The 19,591-nt window shown below is 71.9% G+C and carries 18 protein-coding genes and 1 pseudogene; 5 read left to right on the top strand and 14 right to left on the bottom strand.

Features of this window, described 5'->3' with window-relative positions:
• Positions 1–46: 46 nt before the first annotated feature.
• From argJ to ABZ865_RS30910, 5 genes are all read right to left on the bottom strand, one after another.
• Positions 47–1,198 carry a bifunctional glutamate N-acetyltransferase/amino-acid acetyltransferase ArgJ gene (argJ, locus tag ABZ865_RS30930; protein WP_361237520.1) on the bottom strand — a complete coding sequence of 384 codons (1,152 nt, stop codon included), beginning with the start codon at positions 1,196–1,198 and terminating at the stop codon, positions 47–49.
• Between the two features lie 88 nt (positions 1,199–1,286).
• Entirely contained in the window at positions 1,287–2,315 is a 1,029-nt protein-coding gene (gene argC / locus ABZ865_RS30925) for an N-acetyl-gamma-glutamyl-phosphate reductase (protein ID WP_361237517.1), read from the bottom strand.
• A 46-nt stretch (positions 2,316–2,361) separates the two neighbouring features.
• Complete coding sequence (locus ABZ865_RS30920) at positions 2,362–2,742, bottom strand: GtrA family protein (RefSeq protein WP_361237514.1); 381 nt, start codon at positions 2,740–2,742, stop codon at positions 2,362–2,364.
• Between the two features lie 11 nt (positions 2,743–2,753).
• On the bottom strand, positions 2,754–3,704 hold the full coding sequence (locus ABZ865_RS30915) for a glycosyltransferase family 2 protein (RefSeq protein WP_361237511.1): 951 nt from the start codon (positions 3,702–3,704) through the stop codon (positions 2,754–2,756).
• A 22-nt stretch (positions 3,705–3,726) separates the two neighbouring features.
• On the bottom strand, positions 3,727–6,306 hold the full coding sequence (locus ABZ865_RS30910) for a YfhO family protein (RefSeq protein ID WP_361237508.1): 2,580 nt from the start codon (positions 6,304–6,306) through the stop codon (positions 3,727–3,729).
• 215 nt (positions 6,307–6,521) lie between these two features.
• On the opposite strand from ABZ865_RS30910, the gene ABZ865_RS30905 reads away from it, so the two are divergent.
• On the top strand, positions 6,522–6,989 hold the full coding sequence (locus ABZ865_RS30905; protein ID WP_361237505.1) for a DUF6314 family protein: 468 nt from the start codon (positions 6,522–6,524) through the stop codon (positions 6,987–6,989).
• Between the two features lie 26 nt (positions 6,990–7,015).
• Here the strand turns inward: ABZ865_RS30905 and ABZ865_RS30900 are convergent, their stop codons facing one another.
• The 3 genes from ABZ865_RS30900 to ABZ865_RS30890 all read right to left on the bottom strand — a co-directional run bounded on the left by ABZ865_RS30900 (position 7,016) and on the right by ABZ865_RS30890 (position 9,676).
• A complete protein-coding gene (locus ABZ865_RS30900) occupies positions 7,016–7,609 on the bottom strand; it encodes a histidine phosphatase family protein (RefSeq protein ID WP_361237502.1) in 594 nt (197 codons plus the stop codon).
• Between the two features lie 73 nt (positions 7,610–7,682).
• The gene (locus ABZ865_RS30895) at positions 7,683–8,120 is read right to left on the bottom strand and encodes a GNAT family N-acetyltransferase (RefSeq protein ID WP_361237500.1); all 438 of its coding nucleotides are present in this window, start codon (positions 8,118–8,120) and stop codon (positions 7,683–7,685) included.
• Positions 8,121–8,242: 122 nt separating this feature from the next.
• On the bottom strand, positions 8,243–9,676 hold the full coding sequence (locus tag ABZ865_RS30890) for a PLP-dependent aminotransferase family protein (protein WP_361237497.1): 1,434 nt from the start codon (positions 9,674–9,676) through the stop codon (positions 8,243–8,245).
• On the opposite strand from ABZ865_RS30890, the gene ABZ865_RS30885 reads away from it, so the two are divergent.
• Positions 9,675–10,586 carry a DMT family transporter gene (locus tag ABZ865_RS30885; protein WP_361237494.1) on the top strand — a complete coding sequence of 304 codons (912 nt, stop codon included), beginning with the start codon at positions 9,675–9,677 and terminating at the stop codon, positions 10,584–10,586. The genes ABZ865_RS30890 and ABZ865_RS30885 overlap by 2 nt on opposite strands.
• Before the next feature lie 20 nt (positions 10,587–10,606).
• Entirely contained in the window at positions 10,607–10,804 is a 198-nt protein-coding gene (locus ABZ865_RS30880; protein ID WP_361237491.1) for a DUF1918 domain-containing protein, read from the top strand.
• 28 nt (positions 10,805–10,832) lie between these two features.
• Here ABZ865_RS30880 and ABZ865_RS30875 read toward each other — a convergent pair.
• Positions 10,833–11,045, bottom strand: a pseudogene (locus ABZ865_RS30875) (hypothetical protein); the annotation flags it as partial.
• Between the two features lie 163 nt (positions 11,046–11,208).
• Here ABZ865_RS30875 and ABZ865_RS30870 point away from each other — a divergent pair.
• Both ABZ865_RS30870 and ABZ865_RS30865 read left to right on the top strand, forming a co-directional pair.
• On the top strand, positions 11,209–12,069 hold the full coding sequence (locus ABZ865_RS30870; protein ID WP_361237488.1) for a 3-hydroxybutyryl-CoA dehydrogenase: 861 nt from the start codon (positions 11,209–11,211) through the stop codon (positions 12,067–12,069).
• A 195-nt stretch (positions 12,070–12,264) separates the two neighbouring features.
• Positions 12,265–12,522: a hypothetical protein gene (locus ABZ865_RS30865; RefSeq protein ID WP_361237485.1), complete on the top strand. Its 258-nt coding sequence runs from the start codon at positions 12,265–12,267 to the stop codon at positions 12,520–12,522.
• On the opposite strand, the gene ABZ865_RS30860 is transcribed toward ABZ865_RS30865, so the two are convergent.
• The 5 genes from ABZ865_RS30860 to pheS all read right to left on the bottom strand — a co-directional run bounded on the left by ABZ865_RS30860 (position 12,519) and on the right by pheS (position 19,572).
• Positions 12,519–13,055 (bottom strand): NUDIX hydrolase, encoded by a 537-nt coding sequence (locus tag ABZ865_RS30860; protein ID WP_361237483.1) that lies wholly within the window; start codon positions 13,053–13,055, stop codon positions 12,519–12,521. The two genes, ABZ865_RS30865 and ABZ865_RS30860, sit on opposite strands and share 4 nt — an antisense overlap.
• Positions 13,056–13,134: 79 nt before the next feature.
• The gene (locus tag ABZ865_RS30855; protein ID WP_361237480.1) at positions 13,135–14,475 is read right to left on the bottom strand and encodes a transcriptional regulator; all 1,341 of its coding nucleotides are present in this window, start codon (positions 14,473–14,475) and stop codon (positions 13,135–13,137) included.
• Positions 14,476–14,640: 165 nt separating this feature from the next.
• The gene (locus tag ABZ865_RS30850; RefSeq protein WP_361237477.1) at positions 14,641–15,690 is read right to left on the bottom strand and encodes a PP2C family protein-serine/threonine phosphatase; all 1,050 of its coding nucleotides are present in this window, start codon (positions 15,688–15,690) and stop codon (positions 14,641–14,643) included.
• A gap of 247 nt (positions 15,691–15,937) precedes the next feature.
• Positions 15,938–18,451 (bottom strand): phenylalanine--tRNA ligase subunit beta, encoded by a 2,514-nt coding sequence (gene pheT, locus ABZ865_RS30845; RefSeq protein ID WP_361237474.1) that lies wholly within the window; start codon positions 18,449–18,451, stop codon positions 15,938–15,940.
• Positions 18,451–19,572 (bottom strand): phenylalanine--tRNA ligase subunit alpha, encoded by a 1,122-nt coding sequence (pheS, locus tag ABZ865_RS30840; protein ID WP_361237471.1) that lies wholly within the window; start codon positions 19,570–19,572, stop codon positions 18,451–18,453. The genes pheT and pheS overlap by 1 nt, the downstream gene beginning before the upstream one ends.
• Positions 19,573–19,591 lie beyond the last annotated feature (19 nt).

Genomic DNA, 19,591 nt, shown 5'->3' with positions numbered 1-19,591 from the left:
ACCCTCGTCGGCGACGACGGGGACCCGTGACAGCCAAGCGGGCACGTCAAGACGAGTACGCGCTGTTCTCGTGGACATAGTCGGCCGTCAGGTCGTTGGTCCAGATCGTCGCAAACTCACTGCCTGCCGCGAGGTCCGCCACGATGTGGACCTCGCGGTAGCGCATGTCGACCTTGTCGCGGTCCTCGCCGACACCGCCGTTCTTGCAGACCCAGACGCCGTTGATGGCGACGTTGAGCCGGTCGGGCTCGAAGGCGGCCTTCGTGGTGCCGATGGCGGACAGGACGCGGCCCCAGTTGGGGTCCTCGCCGTGGATCGCGCACTTGAGGAGGTTGTTGCGGGCGATGGAGCGGCCGACCTCGACGGCGTCGTCCTCGGTCGCGGCGTTGATCACCTCGACCCTGATGTCCTTGCTGGCGCCCTCGGCGTCGCCGATGAGCTGCCGGCCGAGGTCGTCGCAGACCTGGCGCACGGCGTCGGCGAACGCGTCGTGGGCGGGGATGATGCCGGAGGCGCCGGAGGCGAGCAGCAGGACGGTGTCGTTGGTGGACATGCAGCCGTCGGAGTCGACCCGGTCGAAGGTGACCCTGGTGGCGGCGCGCAGGGCCCGGTCCAGGTCCTCGGAGCCGAGGTCGGCGTCCGTGGTGAGGACGACCAGCATGGTGGCCAGGCCCGGGGCGAGCATGCCGGCGCCCTTGGCCATGCCGCCGACGGTCCAGCCGTCCTTGGTCACGATGGACGTCTTGTGGACGGTGTCGGTGGTCTTGATGGCGATGGCGGCCTTCTCGCCGCCGTGCTCGGAGAGCTGGGCGGCGGCCTCCTCGACGCCGGAGAGGACCTTGTCCATGGGGAGCAGCACGCCGATGAGGCCGGTGGAGCAGACCGCGACCTCGATCGCGCCGCGCCCGAGGACCTCGGCCACCTTCTCGGCGGTGGCGTGGGTGTCCTGGAAGCCCTGGGGACCCGTGCAGGCGTTGGCGCCGCCGGAGTTCAGGACGACGGCCGAGACCTGGCCACTCTTGAGGACCTGCTCCGACCACAGCACCGGGGCGGCCTTCACCCGGTTGGCGGTGAAGACACCCGCGGCGGCACGACGGGGGCCGTCGTTGACCACGAGGGCCAGGTCGGGATTGCCGTTCTGCTTGATCCCGGCGGCGACCCCCGCCGCCCGGAATCCCTTGGCTGCCGTGACACTCACTGCGTCTCCTTGTTCGCTTCTCCGCCCGTGCAGCGCAGAGGTGCGGCCTTCGCCGTCGTCTGCGGCCCGGCGGCTGCACGTGCGTCGCTCACGGAGCGACTCCGATCATGGAAAGCCCGGTGGCCTCATCGAGCCCGAGGGCGAGGTTCATGCTCTGGACGGCACCGCCCGCGGTGCCCTTGGTCAGGTTGTCGATGGCGCTGATCGCGATGATGCGGCCGGCCGCCTCGTCGTACGCGACCTGCACCTGAACGGCGTTGGAACCGTAGACGGACGCCGTGGCGGGCCACTGGCCCTCGGGGAGCAGATGGACGAAGGGCTCGTCGGCGTAGGCCTTCTCGTACGCGGCGCGGACGGACTCGGCGGTGACGCCGTCCTTCGCCTTCGCGCTGCACGTGGCGAGGATGCCGCGGGGCATCGGCGCGAGGGTCGGCGTGAAGGAGACGGAGATCCGCTCCCCCGCGACCCCGCTGAGGTTCTGGATCATCTCGGGCGTGTGCCGGTGGCCGCCGCCGACGCCGTAGGGCGACATGGAGCCCATGACCTCGCTGCCCAGCAGGTTCGGCTTGGGCGCCTTGCCCGCGCCGGAGGTGCCGGAGGCGGCGACGATCACGGCCTCGGACTCGGCCAGGCCCGCCGTGTACGCCGGGAAGAGGGCGAGGGTGACGGCGGTGGGGTAGCAACCGGGCACCGCGATGCGCTTGGACCCCTCCAGCGCGGCGCGGGCGCCCGGAAGTTCGGGAAGGCCGTAGGGCCAGGTGCCGGCGTGCGGGGAGCCGTAGAACCGCTCCCAGTCGGCCGGGTCCTTGAGCCGGAAGTCGGCGCCCATGTCGATGACGAGGACGTCCGGGCCGAGTTGCTCGGCGACGGCGGCGGACTGCCCGTGCGGCAGCGCCAGGAAGACGACATCGTGCCCCGCCAGCGCCTCGGCCGTCGTCTCGGCCAGCACGCGGTCGGCCAGCGGCAGCAGGTGGGGCTGCAGCGCGCCGAGCCGCTGACCGGCGTTGGAGTTGCCGGTCAGGGTCCCGATCTCGACCTCGGGGTGCGCGAGGAGCAGGCGCAGGACCTCACCGCCCGCGTACCCGCTCGCTCCGGCCACTGCCGCTCGTACCGCCATGTCCACCCTCCTTCAGGATGGCATGACTATACGTAGTCATGCACGTTTATGCAACGGTCTCCCTCTGGGGAAGCTCCCTGCCGGGGAGCATGATCCGGCGTGAGACGACGAACGTGACCGGGATCGCCGCCGCCGAGGCGAGAAGGGGGGCGAAGCGGCTTCCGGCGTGCAGGACGTCGACGATCACATAGACCCCGGCGGTGGTGATCAGGAAATTGGTGACGTTGGTCAGCGGGAACAGCAGGAATTTCCGCCAGGTCGGACGCGTCCGGTAGGTGAAACGCGCGTTCAGGAAAAAGGACCCGATCATGCTGAGCAGGAATGCCAGAATATGCGCAGCGAGATACGGAAGCCAAGTGAGCAACAGCAGATAGAGGCCGTAGTAGGTCGCCGTGTTGACGACGCCGACCACGGCGAAGGTGACCATCTGTCTCGACATCAGGGGATGAGGTCTTTCGTCCGTTCCACGTTGGTCGCCTGCACCAGGAAGTGCGGACGCCCCTTCACCTCGTAATAGATGCGGCCGGTGTACTCCCCGATGACTCCCAGCATCACCATCTGCACGCCGGCGAGTGCGGTGACCGCGGTGATGATGGTGACATACCCCGGCGTCTGCACTCCGTTGACCATCGCGGCGCCCACGATCCACGCGGTGTACAGGCCCGCGCACAGCAGCAGGGCCATGCCGAGCCAGAGGGCGGCGCGCAGCGGCCGGTTGTTGAAGGAGAGCAGGCCGTCGAGGCCGTAGTTGAGCAGGCTCCGGAAGGACCAGGAGCTGCGGCCGGCCTCGCGGACTGCGTTCTCGTACTCGAAGGTCGTGCTGGGGAAGCCGACCCAGGCGAACAGGCCCTTGGAGAAGCGGTTGTACTCGGTGAGGTTCAGGACCGCGTCCACCACCCGGCGCGACAGCAGGCGGAAGTCGCCCACGCCGTCGACGAGTTCGATGTCGACCATGCGGTTGATGAGCCGGTAGTACAGGCGGGCGGTGAGGGTGCGGGCGAAGCGGTCGCCGGTGCGGGTGCGCCTGGCGATGACCTGGTCGTAGCCCTGGGTGCGCAGCTCGACCATCCGCTTGATCAGCTCCGGCGGGTGCTGGAGGTCGGCGTCCATGACGATCACGGCGTCGCCCGAGGCGTTCCTCAGGCCCGCGAGGAGGGCCGCCTCCTTGCCGAAGTTGCGGCTGAAGGACACGTACCGCACCCGTGCGTCGGTGTCGGCCAGGCGCTGGAGGATGGGGAGCGTGCGGTCGCGGCTGCCGTCGTCGACGTAGACGAACTCCATGTCGTGGCCGAGCGGCAGCAGCTCCTCGGCGACCTTCTGGATCTCCTCGTGGAAGCGGTCGAGGACGTCTTCCTCGTTGTAGCAGGGCGCGACGATCGATATCAGCATGGTGGGTTCTCCCAGGACGCGGTCAGAGTGCGGTGGTCACGCGCTCGCGCGCTGGTGTGGTCGTGGACGGGGACGGGGTGCGCCGGCGGCGCAGGGCGGTGAGGAGGCCGAGCAGGGCGAGCGCCAGCAGCGAGGCGCCGCCGACGGCCGTGCCCAGCCGCAGCCCGGGCGGGTGGAAAGTGCAGGTGAGGGCGGTCGAGCCGCCGTCGAGGGGTACGGCGATCAGCCCGTGGAACTCCCCGGCGGGGCGGGCCGGGCCGTCGCCGGTGGCGCACCGCCAGCCGGCGATGCGGGGGGCCGCGACGACGGCGGTCCCCCTGCTGCCGGCGGGCAGTTCGGCGCGGAGGGTGCCGTCGGAGACGGTCACCTCGGTGGCGCCGGTGGCCTTCAGACCGGCGGCGGCGGTGTGCAGCCGGGCGGTGTCGAGGCAGCCGACCGCGCCGACCGGGATGCGGCCGGGACGCTCCGGGGTCAGCTCGACGCGCAGCAGTCCGGACGCCGGGGCCGAGCCGAGCGGCTCCATCGCGGCGCGGTTGCGCGGGAACTCGAACCGGAACCGGGCGGCGGCCGGGGCGCCGGCGAGCCGCGCGGTGCCGGAGAAGTTCGGGGCCCACAGGAACACCTGGCGGCCGGCCGGGCAGCGGGCCGTGACGGTCGCCGCCTTCGTCGTGCTGCCGGACCCGACCCGGCCGTCCGGGACCGGCCGTCCGTCGGCGCCGAGGACGGTGACGCGGGGCACGGTGTAGACGCGGGTGCCGAGCAGCAGCTCCTGGTTGCGGTACGGCGACGGGCCGAACGCGGCCCGGTCGGGCGTGGGCCGGACGGTCACGAGGGGCGGTACGTCCTGCTGCCGGGACACGGTGGCCCGCCCGCCGTCCCTGGGCAGCCACTTCTGGTGCTGGTCCGGCGGGGAGTGCACCCGGGCGCCGACCGAGAACACGACGTCGGTGACGGGGTTGTCCAGGCTCTGCACGCTCCGGCCGCGCGAGGTCCAGCCGCCGCCCAGCGCGGTGAGCGTACGGCTGAGGACGTCCGAGGTCAGGCTGCTGTAGTACTGGGCGCCCTGGCCGCCGACCAGCATCGGGTCGTTGGCGACGGTCTGCTCGCGGCCGGGCTCGGTGCGGTACCGGGGCCAGCCGTCGGCCTCGGCGATGAGCGCCGCCTGCCGCTCCTGCCGCTCACCCCAGGGCGCGTAGTCGTCCAGGTGCCCGAGCCGCAGCCGGGTGGCCGCGGCGGAGGTGGCGGCGCTCTCGCCGAGCTGCGCCCCGATCAGCAGGACGACGGCCAGCACGGCCAGCCGGGAGCGCTCTCCGGCGCGGGCGAGCCGCAGCAGGGCCAGTCCGCCGAGCGCGCCGCCGACGGCGAGCAGCAGCACCGGCCACGTGTACGGCCGTACGAGTGCGCTGCGGCTCGCGACGGCGGTGATCAGGGCGAGCAGGGCGGCCGCGGCGCCGAGCGCGCGCCAGTCCGGCGGGCCGTACGACAGCGCGTGCCAGCCGGCGATCACCAGCAGCCCGCACAGCACGAAGGCCTGGCGGTAGGGGCTGCCCTGCGGGGTGGCGAAGGCGTGCCAGACGAGATGGGTGGGCGCCCACTGCAGCGACAGGGTCACCGCCAGCACGAGCACCGTCCAGCCCGCGCGCACCCGCCCGGGCACAGCCCGGTGGAAGGGCAGGGCGAGGGCGAGCAGCAGGGCGGTGATGCCCACGTAGAGGGCGGGCGAGCCGAAGCCGTACGTCGTCGGCAGCAGCCGGGCCAGCAGGTCCTGCTCGGGCACCGGGGCGAACTGCCGGACGCGGCCCGGGTAGGCGTGCTTGGTGCCGAAGTAGATGACCGTCACGAGCGGGGCGGCCAGACCCACGCCGAGGGCGACGGTGAGGACGCCGCGACCGGCCGCGGCGAGCGCCTGCCTGCGCGACAGCCCGGCCAGCAGCAGGCGGAGCAGCAGGACCAGGGCGGCGCCGAGCGTGGCCATGTAGGCGGTGTAGAAGTTGGCGGCCCAGGCGAGCGCGACGATCAGGACACCGAGGAAGCGGCGGCGCCCGGCGAGGGTCCATTCGCCGACCAGGCAGAGCAGCGGCAGGGCGATGAGGCCGTCGAGCCACATCGGGTTGTAGGAGGCGTCGGCGACGCTCCAGCCGCACAGCGCGTAGGAGGCGCCGAGCAGGCCCGCCACCCACCAGCGGCCGGGGCGCAGGGCGAGCAGCAGACAGGCCATGGCGGCCGCGGCGGAGGCGGTCTTCAGGATGGTGACGACATACACCGCGAGGTCGATCTCGTCCCGCGGGAAGAGGCCCACCAGGAGCGCGAAGGGGCTGCCGAGATAGGTGCCGAGATCGGGCAGAAAGCTGGAGCCGTACCCGGACTGCCAGTTGACGAGCAGTCCGCCGTCGGCCCTGCCGTGCAGCAGGTCCCACAGGTGCGCGTGGAAGGGCACGTACTGGTTGCCGAGGTCGTTGACACTGCGGGTGCGGGGGCCGAACGGGTAGCTGCGCGCGAGCAGGTCGGCGGCGCAGAAAGCGGTTGCGGCCACGACTGCGGCGAGCAGCGCGGCGGCACGCCCGGCCGTGCGGGGCACACCGGGCGGGGTTGAGCGGTTCATTTGTGGGCAGGCCCCCAGCGAATTCATTTCAACGATTCGCAGAGTCAGACGGAGCGACTTTGGGAATGGTTGTACTCCCATCGAAAAATAAACCCACCGATTCCAAATAAGGGAAACGGATAATGAATTTTTGGTCCGTTCAGGAAACGGTGGATTTCCAGAAGGTGATTTCAAGGTGAATCGGCCCGCCATCGGCTCCGCGTAAGCTCGGGACCATGGACGCGGTGACGGGTGCCGGGGCGGGCGAGTGCCGGCCGGTGGCGGACGTACTGGCCTATCTGTCCGGACGGTGGCTGGTGACCCGCGAGGTGCGGGACCTGGCGGGCGGCGACGAGGGGCGCTTCGAGGGCGTGACCGTCTTCGGCCCGCTTCCGGGCGGCGGGCTGCTGCACGAGGAGTCCGGCACGTTCACCTGGCAGGGCGTGGCGCGGCCCGCGACCCGGACGCTGCGGTTCCTGCCGGGGCGGGCGCCGGGCACGGCGGACGTGCGGTTCATGGACGGGCGGCCCTTCCACGACCTGGACCTGACCACGGGGCGGTACGTCGCCGGACATCCCTGCGCGGCCGACTTCTACCGCGGCGAGTTCACGGTCCGGGACGCCGACCACTGGCGTACGGTCTGGCGGGTCGGCGGACCGGCGAAGGACCTCGTGCTCACCACGGAGTACGTGCGCGAGGGCTGACGGCCGCGCGCTGCGGGCGCCGGGGTCTACGCGCGCGAGGGCTGGGTGGACACCCCGTCGAGGCGGAGGTTCCAGCGGCCCGAGCGACCCGTCACGGTGGTCGTCGACAACGGGCGCACGTCGATGTTCCAGTAGCTGCCGGGCGGCGCCTTCAGGGCGTACACCAGGGCGGCGCGGATCACGGAGGGCTCGGCGACGGCGACGATCCGGCCGCCGTCGTCCGCGGGCCGGGTGTCGAGCCAGCCGCCGACCCGGGAGATGAAGGACAGCAGGGACTCGCCGCCGTGCGGGGTGGAGCGCGGGTCGGCGAGCCAGGCGTCCACCGCGTCCGGCTCCCGGGCCATGGCCTCGCCCAGCGTCAGCCCGCGCCAGCGGCCCATGTCGCAGTCGCGCAGGGCGAGCTGGACCAGCGGGGCGTAGCCGAGGGCGTCACCGGTGGCGCGACTGCGCGGCGTGGGCGAGCAGTAGCGCAGGTCGGCGGCCGCCAGCGGCAGCAGGAATCCGGCCAGGCGCTGCACCTCGTCCCAGCCCTCCTGGTCCAGCGGCCGGTCGTCCTGGAAGCGCTCCGCGAGCAGCGGGGAACTGCGTGCGGCGGCGACGAACGTCACCCGAAGTGGCATGCGGTGATGGTGTGCCTCGGATGTACGCAGGTCAAGAGCTGTTGGCTGTGAGCTACCCGGGGTGAACAACCGCTTACTCGAAAGGGTGCACCATCCACTGATCGGGTCGGTCCAGCGGGCGGAAGCCCAGCCTCTCGTACACCCCGTGGGCGTCGTCCGTGGCCAGCAGGATGCGCCGCAGCCCGTAGGGCCGCAGGTGGTCGCGGATCCGGCCGACGAACGCGGTGCCGACGCCCTTGCCGCGCACCGAAGGGTCCACGTACACATCGGCGAGCCAGGCGAACAGCGCCCGGTCGGTCACCACGCGCGCGTACGCCACCTGCTCCCCCGAGGCCCTGTCGTAGACCCCGAAGTTGATCGAGGACTCCATCGCGCGTTCGTGCTTCTCCCGGGGCCGGTCCCTCGCCCAGTACGCGTCGGTCGACAGCCAGCGGTGGACGCGGTCGACGTCGACGCGGGCGGTGTCGGCGGAGAACTCGTAACCGTCGGGGAGGGCGGGTGCATCGCTCATGGCGGGATCCTCGCAGGACGGGGAGGCGACGGTCGACCCGATTCCGCTCCGAGCGCGGGTGTTGCGGGGCACGGGCGTTGCCGGTGCCGGTGTCAGTGCCGGCAACACCATGCGGCAGCCGGCTAGAGCACCTCGTCGCAGGCCACCCGCAGCCGCCGTACCCCCTCCGCGATCTCCCCCGTGCCGGCGACCGCCGCGAAGCTCAGCCGCAGGTGGGCCGCGGGGGGTTCGGCGCTGAAGTACGGGCGGCCGGGGGTGAGGGCGACGCCCGCGCGCAGGGCGGCCGCGGTCAGGGCCGACTCGTCGGTGCCGTCGGGGAGCCGGAGCCAGAGGTGGTAGCCGCCGGCCGGGACGTGGGGCAGGGCGAGCTCGGGCAAGTAGAGGGCGAGCGCGCCGGTCATGGCGTCGCGGCGGGCCTTCAGCTCGGTGGACAGCGCCCGCAGATGGCGGGGCCAGGCCGGGGAGCCGACGAGTTCGAGGGCGGCCTCCTGCAGCGGCCGGGAGACGAAGAAGCTGTCCACGACCTGGATGGCGCGCAGGCGCTCCAGCACCGGTCCGCGCGCGGCGAGCGCGCTCACCCGGAAGCTGGGCGAGGTCGCCTTGGTCAGCGAGCCGACGTGGACGACCACGCCGTCCGGGTCGTCGGCGGCCAGCGGGCGGGGCAGCGGGCCCGAGTCCGCGTGCACGAGTCGGCGGACGAAGTCGTCCTCGATCACGAACGCGCCCGAGGCCCGGGCGATGCGCAGCACCTCGGCGCGGCGCCCGGGGGCCAGCACGGCGCCGGTCGGGTTCTGGAACAGAGGCTGGCAGACGAACACCCGGGCGCCGCTGGCCCGGAAGGCGTCGGCGAGCAGGTCGGGGCGTACGCCGTCGGGGTCGACCGGCACCGGGACGGGGCGCAGTCCGGCCGCGCGGGCGAGGGCCAGCATGCCCGGGTAGGTGGGCGACTCGACCAGGACCGGCGCTCCGGGCTGGGCGAGCGCCCGCAGGGCGGTGGCGAGCGCGGACTGGCCGCCGGCCGCGACCAGCACCTCGGCCGCCGTGACGGCCCCGCCGATGCCGCGCGCGAACCACTCCCGCAGCTCGGGCACCCCCTCCAGCGGTGGCCTGCCCCAGGCTCCGGGCCGCCGCCCGCCGCGGGCGAGGGCCGCGGCCATGGCCCGCTCGGGCTGCAGGGAAGGGTGCAGATAGCCGCCGTTGAACTCGACCACGCCCGGGGGCGGCGTGGTGAGCGAGACGGTGACTCCGGAGGCGTCCACGGTGCGCGGTACGAGGTCGGAGGCGCCGTCGGCGCTCAGGGCGACCTCCTGCCAGGAGGTGTCCCCGGAGGGCGCGTCGGCGGTGTGCGGCCGTGCGCGGAAGGCACCGGCACCGGGCCGCGTGACCACCAGCCCTTCGGCGGCCAGCTGGCCCAGGGCCCGGGAGACGGTCACCGGGCTCACCCGGAACCGCTCGACGAGGGCCCTGCTCGACGGGAGCTTTCCACCGGGTGAGTAGCGGTCTAGTTCCCGTCGGAGCTGTTCTGCCAGTTCGCCGACACTGCTACGCTCATGCATGAGAACACAGAGTAGCGCTACTACCGCGACGGCGATAGCGGTCTCCGCTCCCCGGGAGCACCGGGGTCTCGGCACCGGGCTGGCCGCCCTCGGCGTGACCGCCTTCTCCCTCACCTTCCCGTCGACCGCGTGGGGCCTGCAGAGCTTCGGCCCCTGGTCCCTGGTGGCCCTGCGCAGCGTCCTCGCCGCGCTCGTCGCCGGCGGGTGTCTGCTGGTTCTCCGTGTTCCGCTGCCGGAGCGCCGGCATCTGCCCGGGCTGGCCGTCGTCGCGGCCGGGGTGGTGCTCGGATTCCCGCTGCTGACCACGCTCGCGCTGCAGACCTCCACCACCGCGCACGCCGCCGTCGTGGTGGGCCTGCTTCCACTGACCACCGCCGTCCTGTCCGCGCTGCGCATGGGCAACCGGCCCTCCCGCCGGTTCTGGCTGGCGGCGCTGGCGGGCGCGGCGGCCGTGCTCGCCTTCACCGTCGGCCAGAGCGGCGGCGCCCTCACCGCCGCCGACGGCTATCTGTTCGGCGCCCTGCTGGTGTGCGCGGCCGGATACACCGAGGGCGGCAGGCTGGCCCGGATCATGCCGGGCTGGCAGGTGATCGGCTGGGCGCTGGTGCTGTGTCTGCCGCTGAGCGTGCCGGCCGCCGCACTGGCGCTGGCGTACGAGCCGGTGCATCTCACCTGGCACGGGGTGACGGGCCTGGTGTGGGTCGCGCTGGTCTCGCAGTTCTTCGGGCTGGTCGTCTGGTACCGGGGCATGGCGGCCATCGGCATCCCGAAGGCCAGCCAGTTGCAGTTGGCTCAGCCGCTGCTCACACTGGTGTGGTCGGCACTGCTATTGGGCGAGCACCTCACGGCGGCCGCTCCGTTGACCGCCGTTGCCGTGCTCGTGTGCATCGCCGTCACCCAGAGGTCGTGACCGTGAGGAGGGCCTTGCAGATGCGCGCGTCCAAGGGCGACAAGTTTGTCCAGCACGGCCGGGTGGTCGGACAGCACGACAAGATCGGCGAGATCGTCGAAGTGATGGGCCAGGAAGGCAACCCGCCGTTCCGCGTCCGCTTCGAGGACGGGCACGAGGGCATCTGCTCCCCCGGCCCGGACACCGAGATCCGGCACAAGGAAACCCGTTCGTCGTAGCCGTCGTGGCCGTCGTAGCCGTCGTGGCTCAGAGCGGTGGCTTCGCCGGCCGCCGGTAGTGGTCCACCACCACCCGCCGCATCGCCCGGATGGGATCGCTCGCCACATCCCGGGAGGCGAAGAACACATGCCCGCGCACCTGCGGGTAGCGGGCGGCGAGCGTGAGGTGCCGGGACAGCTCGGCCGGGTCCCGCCAGGCCGACGGCTGCCCGGCAGCCCCCGCTTTCAGCGCCTCGCCGACTCGGATGCACTCCGGATCCGCTCCGTCACGGATCGTACCGCGCCGTGCAATACCCCACCCCGACGATCGATCATCGATTTTTGGCGGTAACGTGCACGATCGGAGCAGGAGCCGAAACCCGGACGTCCTGCCGGAGCCGGAGAACACCAGCGAAGGGAACGATGTGACCGACATCGAGCGCGTCGGAGTCGTGGGCTGCGGCCAGATGGGTGCGGGCATCGCCGAGGTGTGCGCCCGCGCGGGACTGGACGTGAAGGTCGCCGAGACCACCGGCGAGGCCCTGGAGATCGGCCGCACCCGGCTGTTCAACTCCCTGGCCAAGGCCGCCGAGCGCGGCAAGATCACCGAGGAGGAGCGCGACGCCACGCTGGCGCGCCTCAGCTTCACCACCGACCTCGGCGAGTTCGCCGACCGCGACCTGGTGATCGAGGCCGTCGTGGAGAACGAGCAGGTGAAGACCGAGATCTTCCAGGTGCTCGACCAGGTGGTGACCCGCGCGGACGCGATCCTGGCCTCCAACACCTCCTCCATCCCGCTGGTGAAGCTGGCGGTCGCCACCTCCCGCCCGGACCACGTGGTCGGCATCCACTTCTTCAACCCGGCCCCGGTGCAGAAGCTGGTCGAGCTGATCCCGGCGCTCACCACCTCCGAGGGCACACTGAGCCGCGCCCAGGTCTTCGCCGAGAAGCTGCTCGGCAAGCACGCCATCCGCGCCCAGGACCGCTCCGGCTTCGTCGTCAACGCGCTGCTGGTGCCCTACCTGCTGTCCGCGATCCGCATGTTCGAGTCGGGCATCGCGAGCCGCGAGGACATCGACAACGGCATGGAGATGGGCTGCGCCCACCCGATGGGCCCGCTGAAGCTGTCCGACCTGATCGGCCTGGACACCATCGTCTCCATCGCCAACTCGATGTACGCCGAGTACAAGGAGCCGCTCTACGCCGCTCCCCCGCTGCTCCAGCGCATGGTCGAGGCGGGCCGGCTCGGCCGGAAGACCGGCTCGGGGTTCTACACCTACGGCTGATCACGCAGAGCTACGCCTTACGGGCCCGGCACCTACCCCGGTGCCGGGCCCATCTGTTTCACACACTGTGTGCGCGCCAGGCACGCATATGCCCGTCGCGCACGCTACCCAGGCGTCCACCGGGCGAGTTCACTCTTTATGCGCATGCAAGGAATGCGGGGATCCACACGTTCGCCTACGAGAAGGAGTCGACACGTGACCACCGATCGGGAGCACCCCGTGGTCCATGGAGAGCTCGCGGAGTTACGGCGCCGCCTCGACGTGGCCTATGCCCGCGTCGAGGGCGGTCTGGCGCTGCTCAGTCACCGCACCGGGGAGAGCGCCCGGGAACTCGACGAGTTGAACACCCGCTTGACCTCGCTGGAACAGGCACGATGGCCGCTGCCGTCGCTCGCCGCGCTCACCTCACTGGCCGCGCTGTTCGTGACGATCTGGCAGGCCCTGGCCCACTAGCCGTCCGCGGGGCGGAGGTGGTGCAGCAGGAGTAACGCGGCCGCCATGTTGGCGGCCGGAACCTCCCCCCGGGCGATGAGATCGGGGACGACTTTGAGGGGGACCCATTCCCGGCGGTCCGACTCGAAGTCGTCCACAGGGTGCCCGACGTACTCACCCTGGTCGGACCAGTAGATGTGGTGCCGGGCGTCCGTGAGACCGTTGGACGGCTCCACGGTCATGAGGTGGCGCAGGGGCCCCGGCCGCCAGCCGGTCTCCTCCTCGAGTTCCCTGGCGGCCGCGCTCGCGATGTCCTCACCGTCCTCCACGACGCCCGCGGCCAGTTCCCAGCCCCAGCTGTCGGTGATGAAACGGTGCCGCCACAGCAGGAGGACCTCGTTGACCTCGTTGACGACCGTGGCCACGGCCACAGGCCGCAGCCGGATCAGGAAGTGGTCGAGGTGCCTGCCGTCTGGCAGCTCGACATCCGCCAGATTGACGCTGAACCAGCGGTTTTCATACACAGTTTGTTCGCTCTGTTTCGTCCACTGCACGGTTCTGCCACCTTCCGCCGCGTAAGTGGCAATATCGCAGCAGAGACTTGTCCAGGCCTACAGCACGGCCCACGGAGTCCTAAAACGGTACGCGCAGTGCCCCATCGATGAGTTCGGCGGCCTCGGCGGTGCCGGCCGAGCCACAGCGGGCCAGGTGTTCGCGTACCGCGCGGAGTCTGTCGCGCAGCCGTTGGGACTCCATCCCCCGTGCCTGCTCGGCCATCTGCACGGCGGTGGCGACCGCCTTGTCCGCATTGCCCTGACGCAGCTCGATGGTGCTGAGCATGGCGAGCCGGTGGACCCGGCCCCGGTCATGTGCCGGATTGTCCACGGCCGCCGCCGCATGCTCCCGGGCGGCGGCCAGCTCGCCGAGGCTGAGCAGTGCCTCGGCCACCTGCACATTGACCAGGCCCGGCTGAACATAGCCTGTCTCGTCGGGCTCGTACCCACGTCGGATCCGCTCTGCGGCCGCCTCCGCGCGCCGGATGCAGGAGAGGGCGCCCGCGGAGTCGCCGAGGTGGGCGTACGCCTTGGCCTGCATCGCGTACAGGTCCGAGGCGAGCGCCGGGGTGATGTGCTTGCCGGCGGCCCGCAGCGCGGCCTCGGCGAAGGCGACGGCCTGCCGGTGCTCCCGCATGAACAGCGACTGGTTGACCAGCAGGGCTATCACATACGCCCCAAGTCCCCGATCGCCGCTGGCCTTTGCCAGCCTGAGCGCCTGGTGGAAGTAGCGCTGGGCGAGGCCGTGGGCGTCGGAGTCGTACGCGCAGATGCCCGCGACCGCCACCAAACCCCCGGTGGCGCGGTGCAGTTGACGGCCTGTGGTGTCGGTGTAGCTGCCACGCAGCAGCGGCGCGGCCTCGGCGTTGAGGAAGCCGACGATCCGCGTCCGGGTCGCGATACCGCCGGCCTTTCGGTACATCTGCTCGTAGTGCGTCCGGGCCGCGCGCAGCATCTCGATGTCGGCCGCGCCCACCGGGTGCCGGCCGCCGCGCGACACGTCCACGTCCTCCGGCGGGTTCTCCCACTCCCACACCGGGATGACGGCGGGCGTGCCGGTGACCGCGGGGGCGCCGAGCACGTGCGGGCGCTGCTGTTCGTCGGAGCGCCACAGCGCGGTGGCCCGCTCCACGAAGCCGGACAGCGAACCGGCGTGCGGGGTGCTCGGCTCGCCGGGCACCCCGAGGCCGATGTCGTCCAGGGTGACCGGCCGCCGCAGCCGGGCGGCGAGCACCTCGCAGATCAGGTCGGGCACCTGGCCGCGTGGCCGCTGGCCCTTCAACCACCGTGCCACAGCGGTGTGTTCGTACCGGAGCGCGAGGCCCCGTCTCCGGCCCGCCTGGTTGACGTGGGCGGCGAGACCGGCGTGCGAGATCCCCGCCTCGTCCAGGATCGCGTCGAGCAGTGAGTTGGGCTGCATGGGTTGCCCCCCGAGTGGCCTGGTGCCGTCAGCGTAGTGGCTGCCCCTTCACACGGGGTGTGAACGGAGTACGCGCATCCGCACCGTGTGCACGCTGTTGCGGAGAGTGGTGTACCGATTGACTGAAGGTCCTCGCAAGAGACTGGCCAAGCCGCCGGCTCCCCCTCAGAAAGCGGTGGCTTGGCCGGGCGACTCCGGGCCCCGCACCCCTGAGAACGCGAACCCTTTGCGGTCGTTCCGCAGGACCAGCAGCGCCACGTCGTCGGTGGGGCGGCCGGCCGTGTGGTGCAGGAGGGCCGTGAAGATCGTACGGAGGACCGTCTGGGGAGTCACCAGGTGATCGCGTACGGCCGAGTGCAGGACGGCCGGCAGCGAGAAGAAGCGGCCGTGGGCGTCTCTCGCGTCCTCCGCTCCGTCCGTGAACAGGACCAGGGACTCCCCCGGGAGCAGGTGTCCGCACGAGGTGGCCTCCAGTTCGGCGGGGAGGGGGAACGGGCCGAGGGGTGGCAATGGATCGCCCCGGGTGAAGGGCTCCACGCGGGCACCGCTGAGGAGGTACGGCCAGGGGTGACCGCAGTTGAGCGCCCGCACCTCGCCGTCGCGGGCGATCTCCAGGAGCAGGAGGGTGACGAACTCCTCGGCGACCGGGGGTCCGGGATCCTGCCCGTTCGACGGATGGTCGGCGCGGGAGCGCTCGCGCAGGTGCCGGGCGTGGGTCCGCTCCAACCGCCTGAGCACACGGGCGAGTTCGGGCTCGTCGTGGGCGGCCTCGCGGAAGCTGCCGAGGACGGCGGCGACCGTGCCGAGGGCGGCGAGGCCGTGCCCGCGCACGTCGCCCATCACCACACGGACACCGTGCTCGGTGGCGACGGCCTCGTACAGGTCACCGCCGATGCTCGCGCCCCGCTCGGCGGACAGCTGCGCGGCCGCCACGTTCAGCCCCTCCAGCCGAGGCGGCAGGGGCCGCAGCAGCACGCTCTGCGCGGCACCGGCGACCTTGCGGGCCTGCCGGAGTTCACGCAGCAGGGCGCGGCGGATGTGGCACACGAGTCCCGTGCCGACCGCGAAGAACACGGCGCTGGTGACGATGCGCGCGCCGAGCCCGTGCTGCTGGGCGAGCGGACAGCCGAACTTGTAGCCGACCGCCACGGCTCCCCAGAGCATGGGCAGTACGGCTCCCCGCGCGGTGGGTGCCCGTGCCTTGATGCGGATCATGCCTGTGGTCCCCCATCCGGGCCCTGACAGAGCAGACGGACCGGCCCTGAAAGGCCGGTCCGATTCTGTCGACAGGCATGACCGGGTGGGTCAGATCGCCCCCGATTCCCACCCGAACGAGTGAGAACACCCAGGCCAACCCGCATTTATGCAGCAGACGGCATGATCGTCTACCCAGGGGCGCGGGGAACTGCGCGACCAGCCACAGACGACCCGCAGCCGGCCGACGCAGCAACCCCCACGGCGATCAGCCCCGAAGCACCGCACCGGTCCGCTCGCCCGCCAGGGCAACCGCCGCATCCCGAGCAGCCGAAGCCTCGTCCACGGTCAGCGTCCGGTCACCCGCGCGGAAGCGCAACGCGTACGCCAGCGACTTCTTGCCGTCGCCCAGCTGCTCCGCGTTCTCGTAGACGTCGAACAGCCGGATGGACTCCAGCAGCTCACCCGCCCCCTCGCGCAGCGCCGACTCGACCTCCGCGGCCGGGACCGGCCTGTCGACGACGAGGGCGACGTCCTGCGTGGCGACCGGGAACGAGGAGATGCCCGGCGCCTGCGGGACACCGTCGCCCACCGCCTCCAGGGCGTCCAGGTCGAGCTCCATCGCGCAGGTGCGCGCGGGCAGGCTCAGCGCCTTCAGGACACGCGGGTGCAGTTCGCCCGCGTGGCCCACGACCTTCTCGGCACCGTCGGCGACGATCACCAGCTCGGCGCAGCGGCCGGGGTGCCAGGGGCCGTACTGCCCCTTGCGCACGACCAGCTCGGCACCGGCCTCGCTCGCGACGACCCGCGCCGCCTCGACCGCGTCGGCCCAGCCGGCCGGGCGGCCCGCGCCCCACCAGCCGGCCTGCTCGCGGGCGCCCGCGAGGACGACGGCGACGTGGCGCGGCTGCTCGGGCAGCGCGGCGTTCAGCTCGGCGAGCTGCTCGTCGGAGGGACGCCGGTCGACGGGCAGGTGCCCGGCGACACGCCGCTCCTCGCCCGGCTGGAAGACCAGTCCGGTCTCGAACAGGGCCAGGTCGTGCGAGCCACGCCCGTCGTTGCGCCGCAGGGCGCCCAGCAGGCCGGGCAGCAGCGTCGTACGGAGCGCGGGCTCCTCGTCGTTGAGCGGGTTGGTCAGCTTGACGACGCGGCGGGCCGGGTCGTCGGCCTCCAGGCCCAGCTGGTCGAAGACGCCCTCGGCGACGAACGGGTAGTTCGGCGCCTCGACGTAGCCCGCGCCGGCCAGCGCCCGGCCGACCCGGCGGTGCAGCCGCTGGCGGTGGGTGAGGCCGCGGCCCGAGGGCAGCTTGGGCAGCGTGGAGGGCAGGTTCTCGTAGCCCTCCAGGCGGATGACCTCTTCGGCCAGGTCGTTCGCCTCGAGGAGGTCGGGCCGCCACGACGGGACGGTGACGATCAGCTCGTCCTGTCCGTAGACGTCGCAGCCGATCTCCTGCAGGCGGCGGACGACGGTCTCGCGGCCGTAGACCACGCCCGCGACCTTGTCCGGGTGGTTCGCCGGGGCGGTGATCGTGTGCGGGGCGGAGGGCGCGCTGATCTCCGTGACGCCGGCGTCGGCCGTGCCGCCCGCGAGCAGCACCAGCAGGTCCACGGTGCGCTGCGCGGCGGCAGCGGCGGCCTGCGGGTCGACGCCCCGCTCGAAGCGGCGGGAGGCCTCGGACGACAGCTTGTGCCGGCGGGCCGTACGGGCGATCGCGATCTCGTCGAAGTGAGCGGCCTCGATGACCACGTCGGACGTGGCGTTCTCGAGGTCGTCGTGGTCGGCGATCTCCGTGTTGGCGCCGCCCATGACACCGGCGAGGCCGATCGGGCCGCGCTCGTCGGTGATGACGAGGTCCTCGGCGTGCAGCTTGCGCTCGACGCCGTCGAGGGTGACGAGCTTCTCGCCCTCCTCGGCCCGGCGCACGCCGATGGTGCCCTGGACCAGGTTCCGGTCGTAGGCGTGCAGCGGCTGGCCGAGCTCCATCATCACGTAGTTGGTGATGTCGACGGCGAGCGAGATCGGGCGCATGCCGACCTTCTGCAGCCGGCGCTGCAGCCAGATCGGGGAGCGCGCCTCGGGGCTGAGGCCGGTGACCGTGCGGGCGGTGAAGCGGTCGCAGCCGACCGGGTCGGAGACCTGGACGGGGTAGCCGTAGGCGTTCGGGGCCGGCACGTCGATCAGGGCCGGGTCGCGCAGCGGCAGGCCGTAGGCGATGGCGGTCTCGCGGGCGACGCCGCGGATGGACAGGCAGTCGCCGCGGTTGGCGGTGACGGCGATGTCCAGGACCTCGTCGACCAGCTCCAGCAACTCGATGGCGTCCTTGCCGACCTCGGTCTCCGGCGGCAGCACGATGATGCCGTGGTTGCCGTCGTCGCCCATGCCCAGCTCTTCGGTGGAGCAGATCATGCCGTGGGACGTCTTGCCGTACGTCTTGCGGGCGGCGATGGAGAAGCCGCCGGGCAGCGTGGCGCCGGGGAGGACCACGACGACCTTGTCGCCGACCGCGAAGTTGCGGGCGCCGCAGACGATCTCCTGGGGCTCGCCGGTGCCGTTGGCCTGGCCGACGTCGACGGTGCAGAAGCGGATCGGCTTCTTGAAGCCCTCCAGCTCCTCGATGGTCAGCACCTGGCCGACGACCAGCGGACCCTTGAGGTCGGCGCCGAGCTGCTCGACGGTCTCGACCTCCAGACCTGCCGAAATGAGCTTGGCCTGGACGTCACGGCCGGTCTCCGTCGCCGGCAGGTCGACGTACTCCCGCAGCCAAGAAAGCGGGACCCGCATCAGATCTCCATCCCGAACGGCCGGGTGAACCGGACGTCACCCTCGACCATGTCTCGCATGTCTTCGACGTTGTGGCGGAACATCAGCATCCGCTCGATGCCGAACCCGAAGGCGAAGCCGCTGTACTTCTCCGGGTCGACGCCGCAGGCAGCCAGCACCTTGGGGTTGACCATGCCGCAGCCGCCGAGCTCGATCCAGCCCTCGCTGGAGCAGGTGCGGCAGGGCCGGTCGGGGTTGCCGACGGACTCGCCCTTGCAGACGTAGCAGAGCATGTCCATCTCGGCGCTCGGCTCGGTGAAGGGGAAGAAGTTCGGCCGCAGCCGGGTCTTCATGCCCTCGCCGAACAGGGACTGGACCATGTGGTCCAGGGTGCCCTTGAGGTCGGTCATGGTCAGGCCCTCGTCCACGGCGAGCAGCTCGACCTGGTGGAAGACCGGGGTGTGGGTGGCGTCCAGCTCGTCGGTGCGGTACACGCGGCCCGGACAGATCACGTAGACCGGCAGCTCGCGCTCCATCAGGGAGCGGATCTGGACCGGCGAGGTGTGGGTGCGCAGCACGACGCCGGACTCGCTGCCGCCGTCGGGGCCCGCCACGAAGAACGTGTCGGCCTCGCCGCGGGCCGGGTGGTCCGGGCCGATGTTGAGCGCGTCGAAGTTGAACCACTCGGCCTCGACCTGGGGGCCCTCGGCGACCTCGTAGCCCATGGCCACGAAGATGTCCTCGATGCGCTCCGAGAGCGTGGTCAGCGGGTGCCGGGCGCCGGCCGGGACGCGGTCGAACGGCAGCGTGACGTCCACGTCCTCCTCGACCAGCACGCGGGCGTCCCGCTCGGCCTCCAGCTCGGCCTGGCGGGCGGCGAGGCCCTTGTTCACTGCGCCGCGGGCCTGGCCGACGCGCTTGCCGGCCTCGGCCTTGGCGTGCGGGGGCAGGGCGCCGATCTCGCGGTTGGCGAGGGCCAGCGGGGAGGCGGGGCCGGTGTGGGCGACCTTGGCCTCGTGGAGCGCGTCGAGGGAGTCCGCGGCGGCGAAGGCGGCGAGCGCCTCGTCCCGCATGCGCTCGATCTCTTCCGGTTTCAACGCCTCGACCTCTACAGGGTCGTACGACTTATTGGGTGCCGACATCTCTTCCCGTGCTTCCGAT

The organism is Streptomyces sp. NPDC047085 (assembly GCF_040643735.1).
In the GTDB taxonomy this organism is placed as follows: Bacteria; Actinomycetota; Actinomycetes; order Streptomycetales; family Streptomycetaceae; genus Streptomyces.
Note: the sequence above shows the minus strand (reverse complement) of the source record. Positions and strands in the feature narration are given on the sequence as shown.

What these genes read in the sequence shown, in the direction of transcription:
- ABZ865_RS30900 (WP_361237502.1), bottom strand. Translation starts at nt 7,609, where the DNA reads ATGCCACTTCGGGTGACGTTCGTCGCCGCCGCACGCAGTTCCCCGCTG.
- argC (WP_361237517.1), bottom strand. Translation starts at nt 2,315, where the DNA reads ATGGCGGTACGAGCGGCAGTGGCCGGAGCGAGCGGGTACGCGGGCGGT.
- ABZ865_RS30895 (WP_361237500.1), bottom strand. Translation starts at nt 8,120, where the DNA reads ATGAGCGATGCACCCGCCCTCCCCGACGGTTACGAGTTCTCCGCCGAC.
- ABZ865_RS30885 (WP_361237494.1), top strand. Translation starts at nt 9,675, where the DNA reads ATGAGAACACAGAGTAGCGCTACTACCGCGACGGCGATAGCGGTCTCC.
- ABZ865_RS30920 (WP_361237514.1), bottom strand. Translation starts at nt 2,742, where the DNA reads ATGGTCACCTTCGCCGTGGTCGGCGTCGTCAACACGGCGACCTACTAC.
- ABZ865_RS30880 (WP_361237491.1), top strand. Translation starts at nt 10,607, where the DNA reads ATGCGCGCGTCCAAGGGCGACAAGTTTGTCCAGCACGGCCGGGTGGTC.
- ABZ865_RS30915 (WP_361237511.1), bottom strand. Translation starts at nt 3,704, where the DNA reads ATGCTGATATCGATCGTCGCGCCCTGCTACAACGAGGAAGACGTCCTC.
- pheS (WP_361237471.1), bottom strand. Translation starts at nt 19,572, where the DNA reads ATGTCGGCACCCAATAAGTCGTACGACCCTGTAGAGGTCGAGGCGTTG.
- pheT (WP_361237474.1), bottom strand. Translation starts at nt 18,451, where the DNA reads ATGCGGGTCCCGCTTTCTTGGCTGCGGGAGTACGTCGACCTGCCGGCG.
- ABZ865_RS30910 (WP_361237508.1), bottom strand. Translation starts at nt 6,306, where the DNA reads ATGAACCGCTCAACCCCGCCCGGTGTGCCCCGCACGGCCGGGCGTGCC.
- ABZ865_RS30905 (WP_361237505.1), top strand. Translation starts at nt 6,522, where the DNA reads ATGGACGCGGTGACGGGTGCCGGGGCGGGCGAGTGCCGGCCGGTGGCG.
- ABZ865_RS30850 (WP_361237477.1), bottom strand. Translation starts at nt 15,690, where the DNA reads ATGATCCGCATCAAGGCACGGGCACCCACCGCGCGGGGAGCCGTACTG.
- ABZ865_RS30890 (WP_361237497.1), bottom strand. Translation starts at nt 9,676, where the DNA reads ATGCATGAGCGTAGCAGTGTCGGCGAACTGGCAGAACAGCTCCGACGG.
- ABZ865_RS30855 (WP_361237480.1), bottom strand. Translation starts at nt 14,475, where the DNA reads ATGCAGCCCAACTCACTGCTCGACGCGATCCTGGACGAGGCGGGGATC.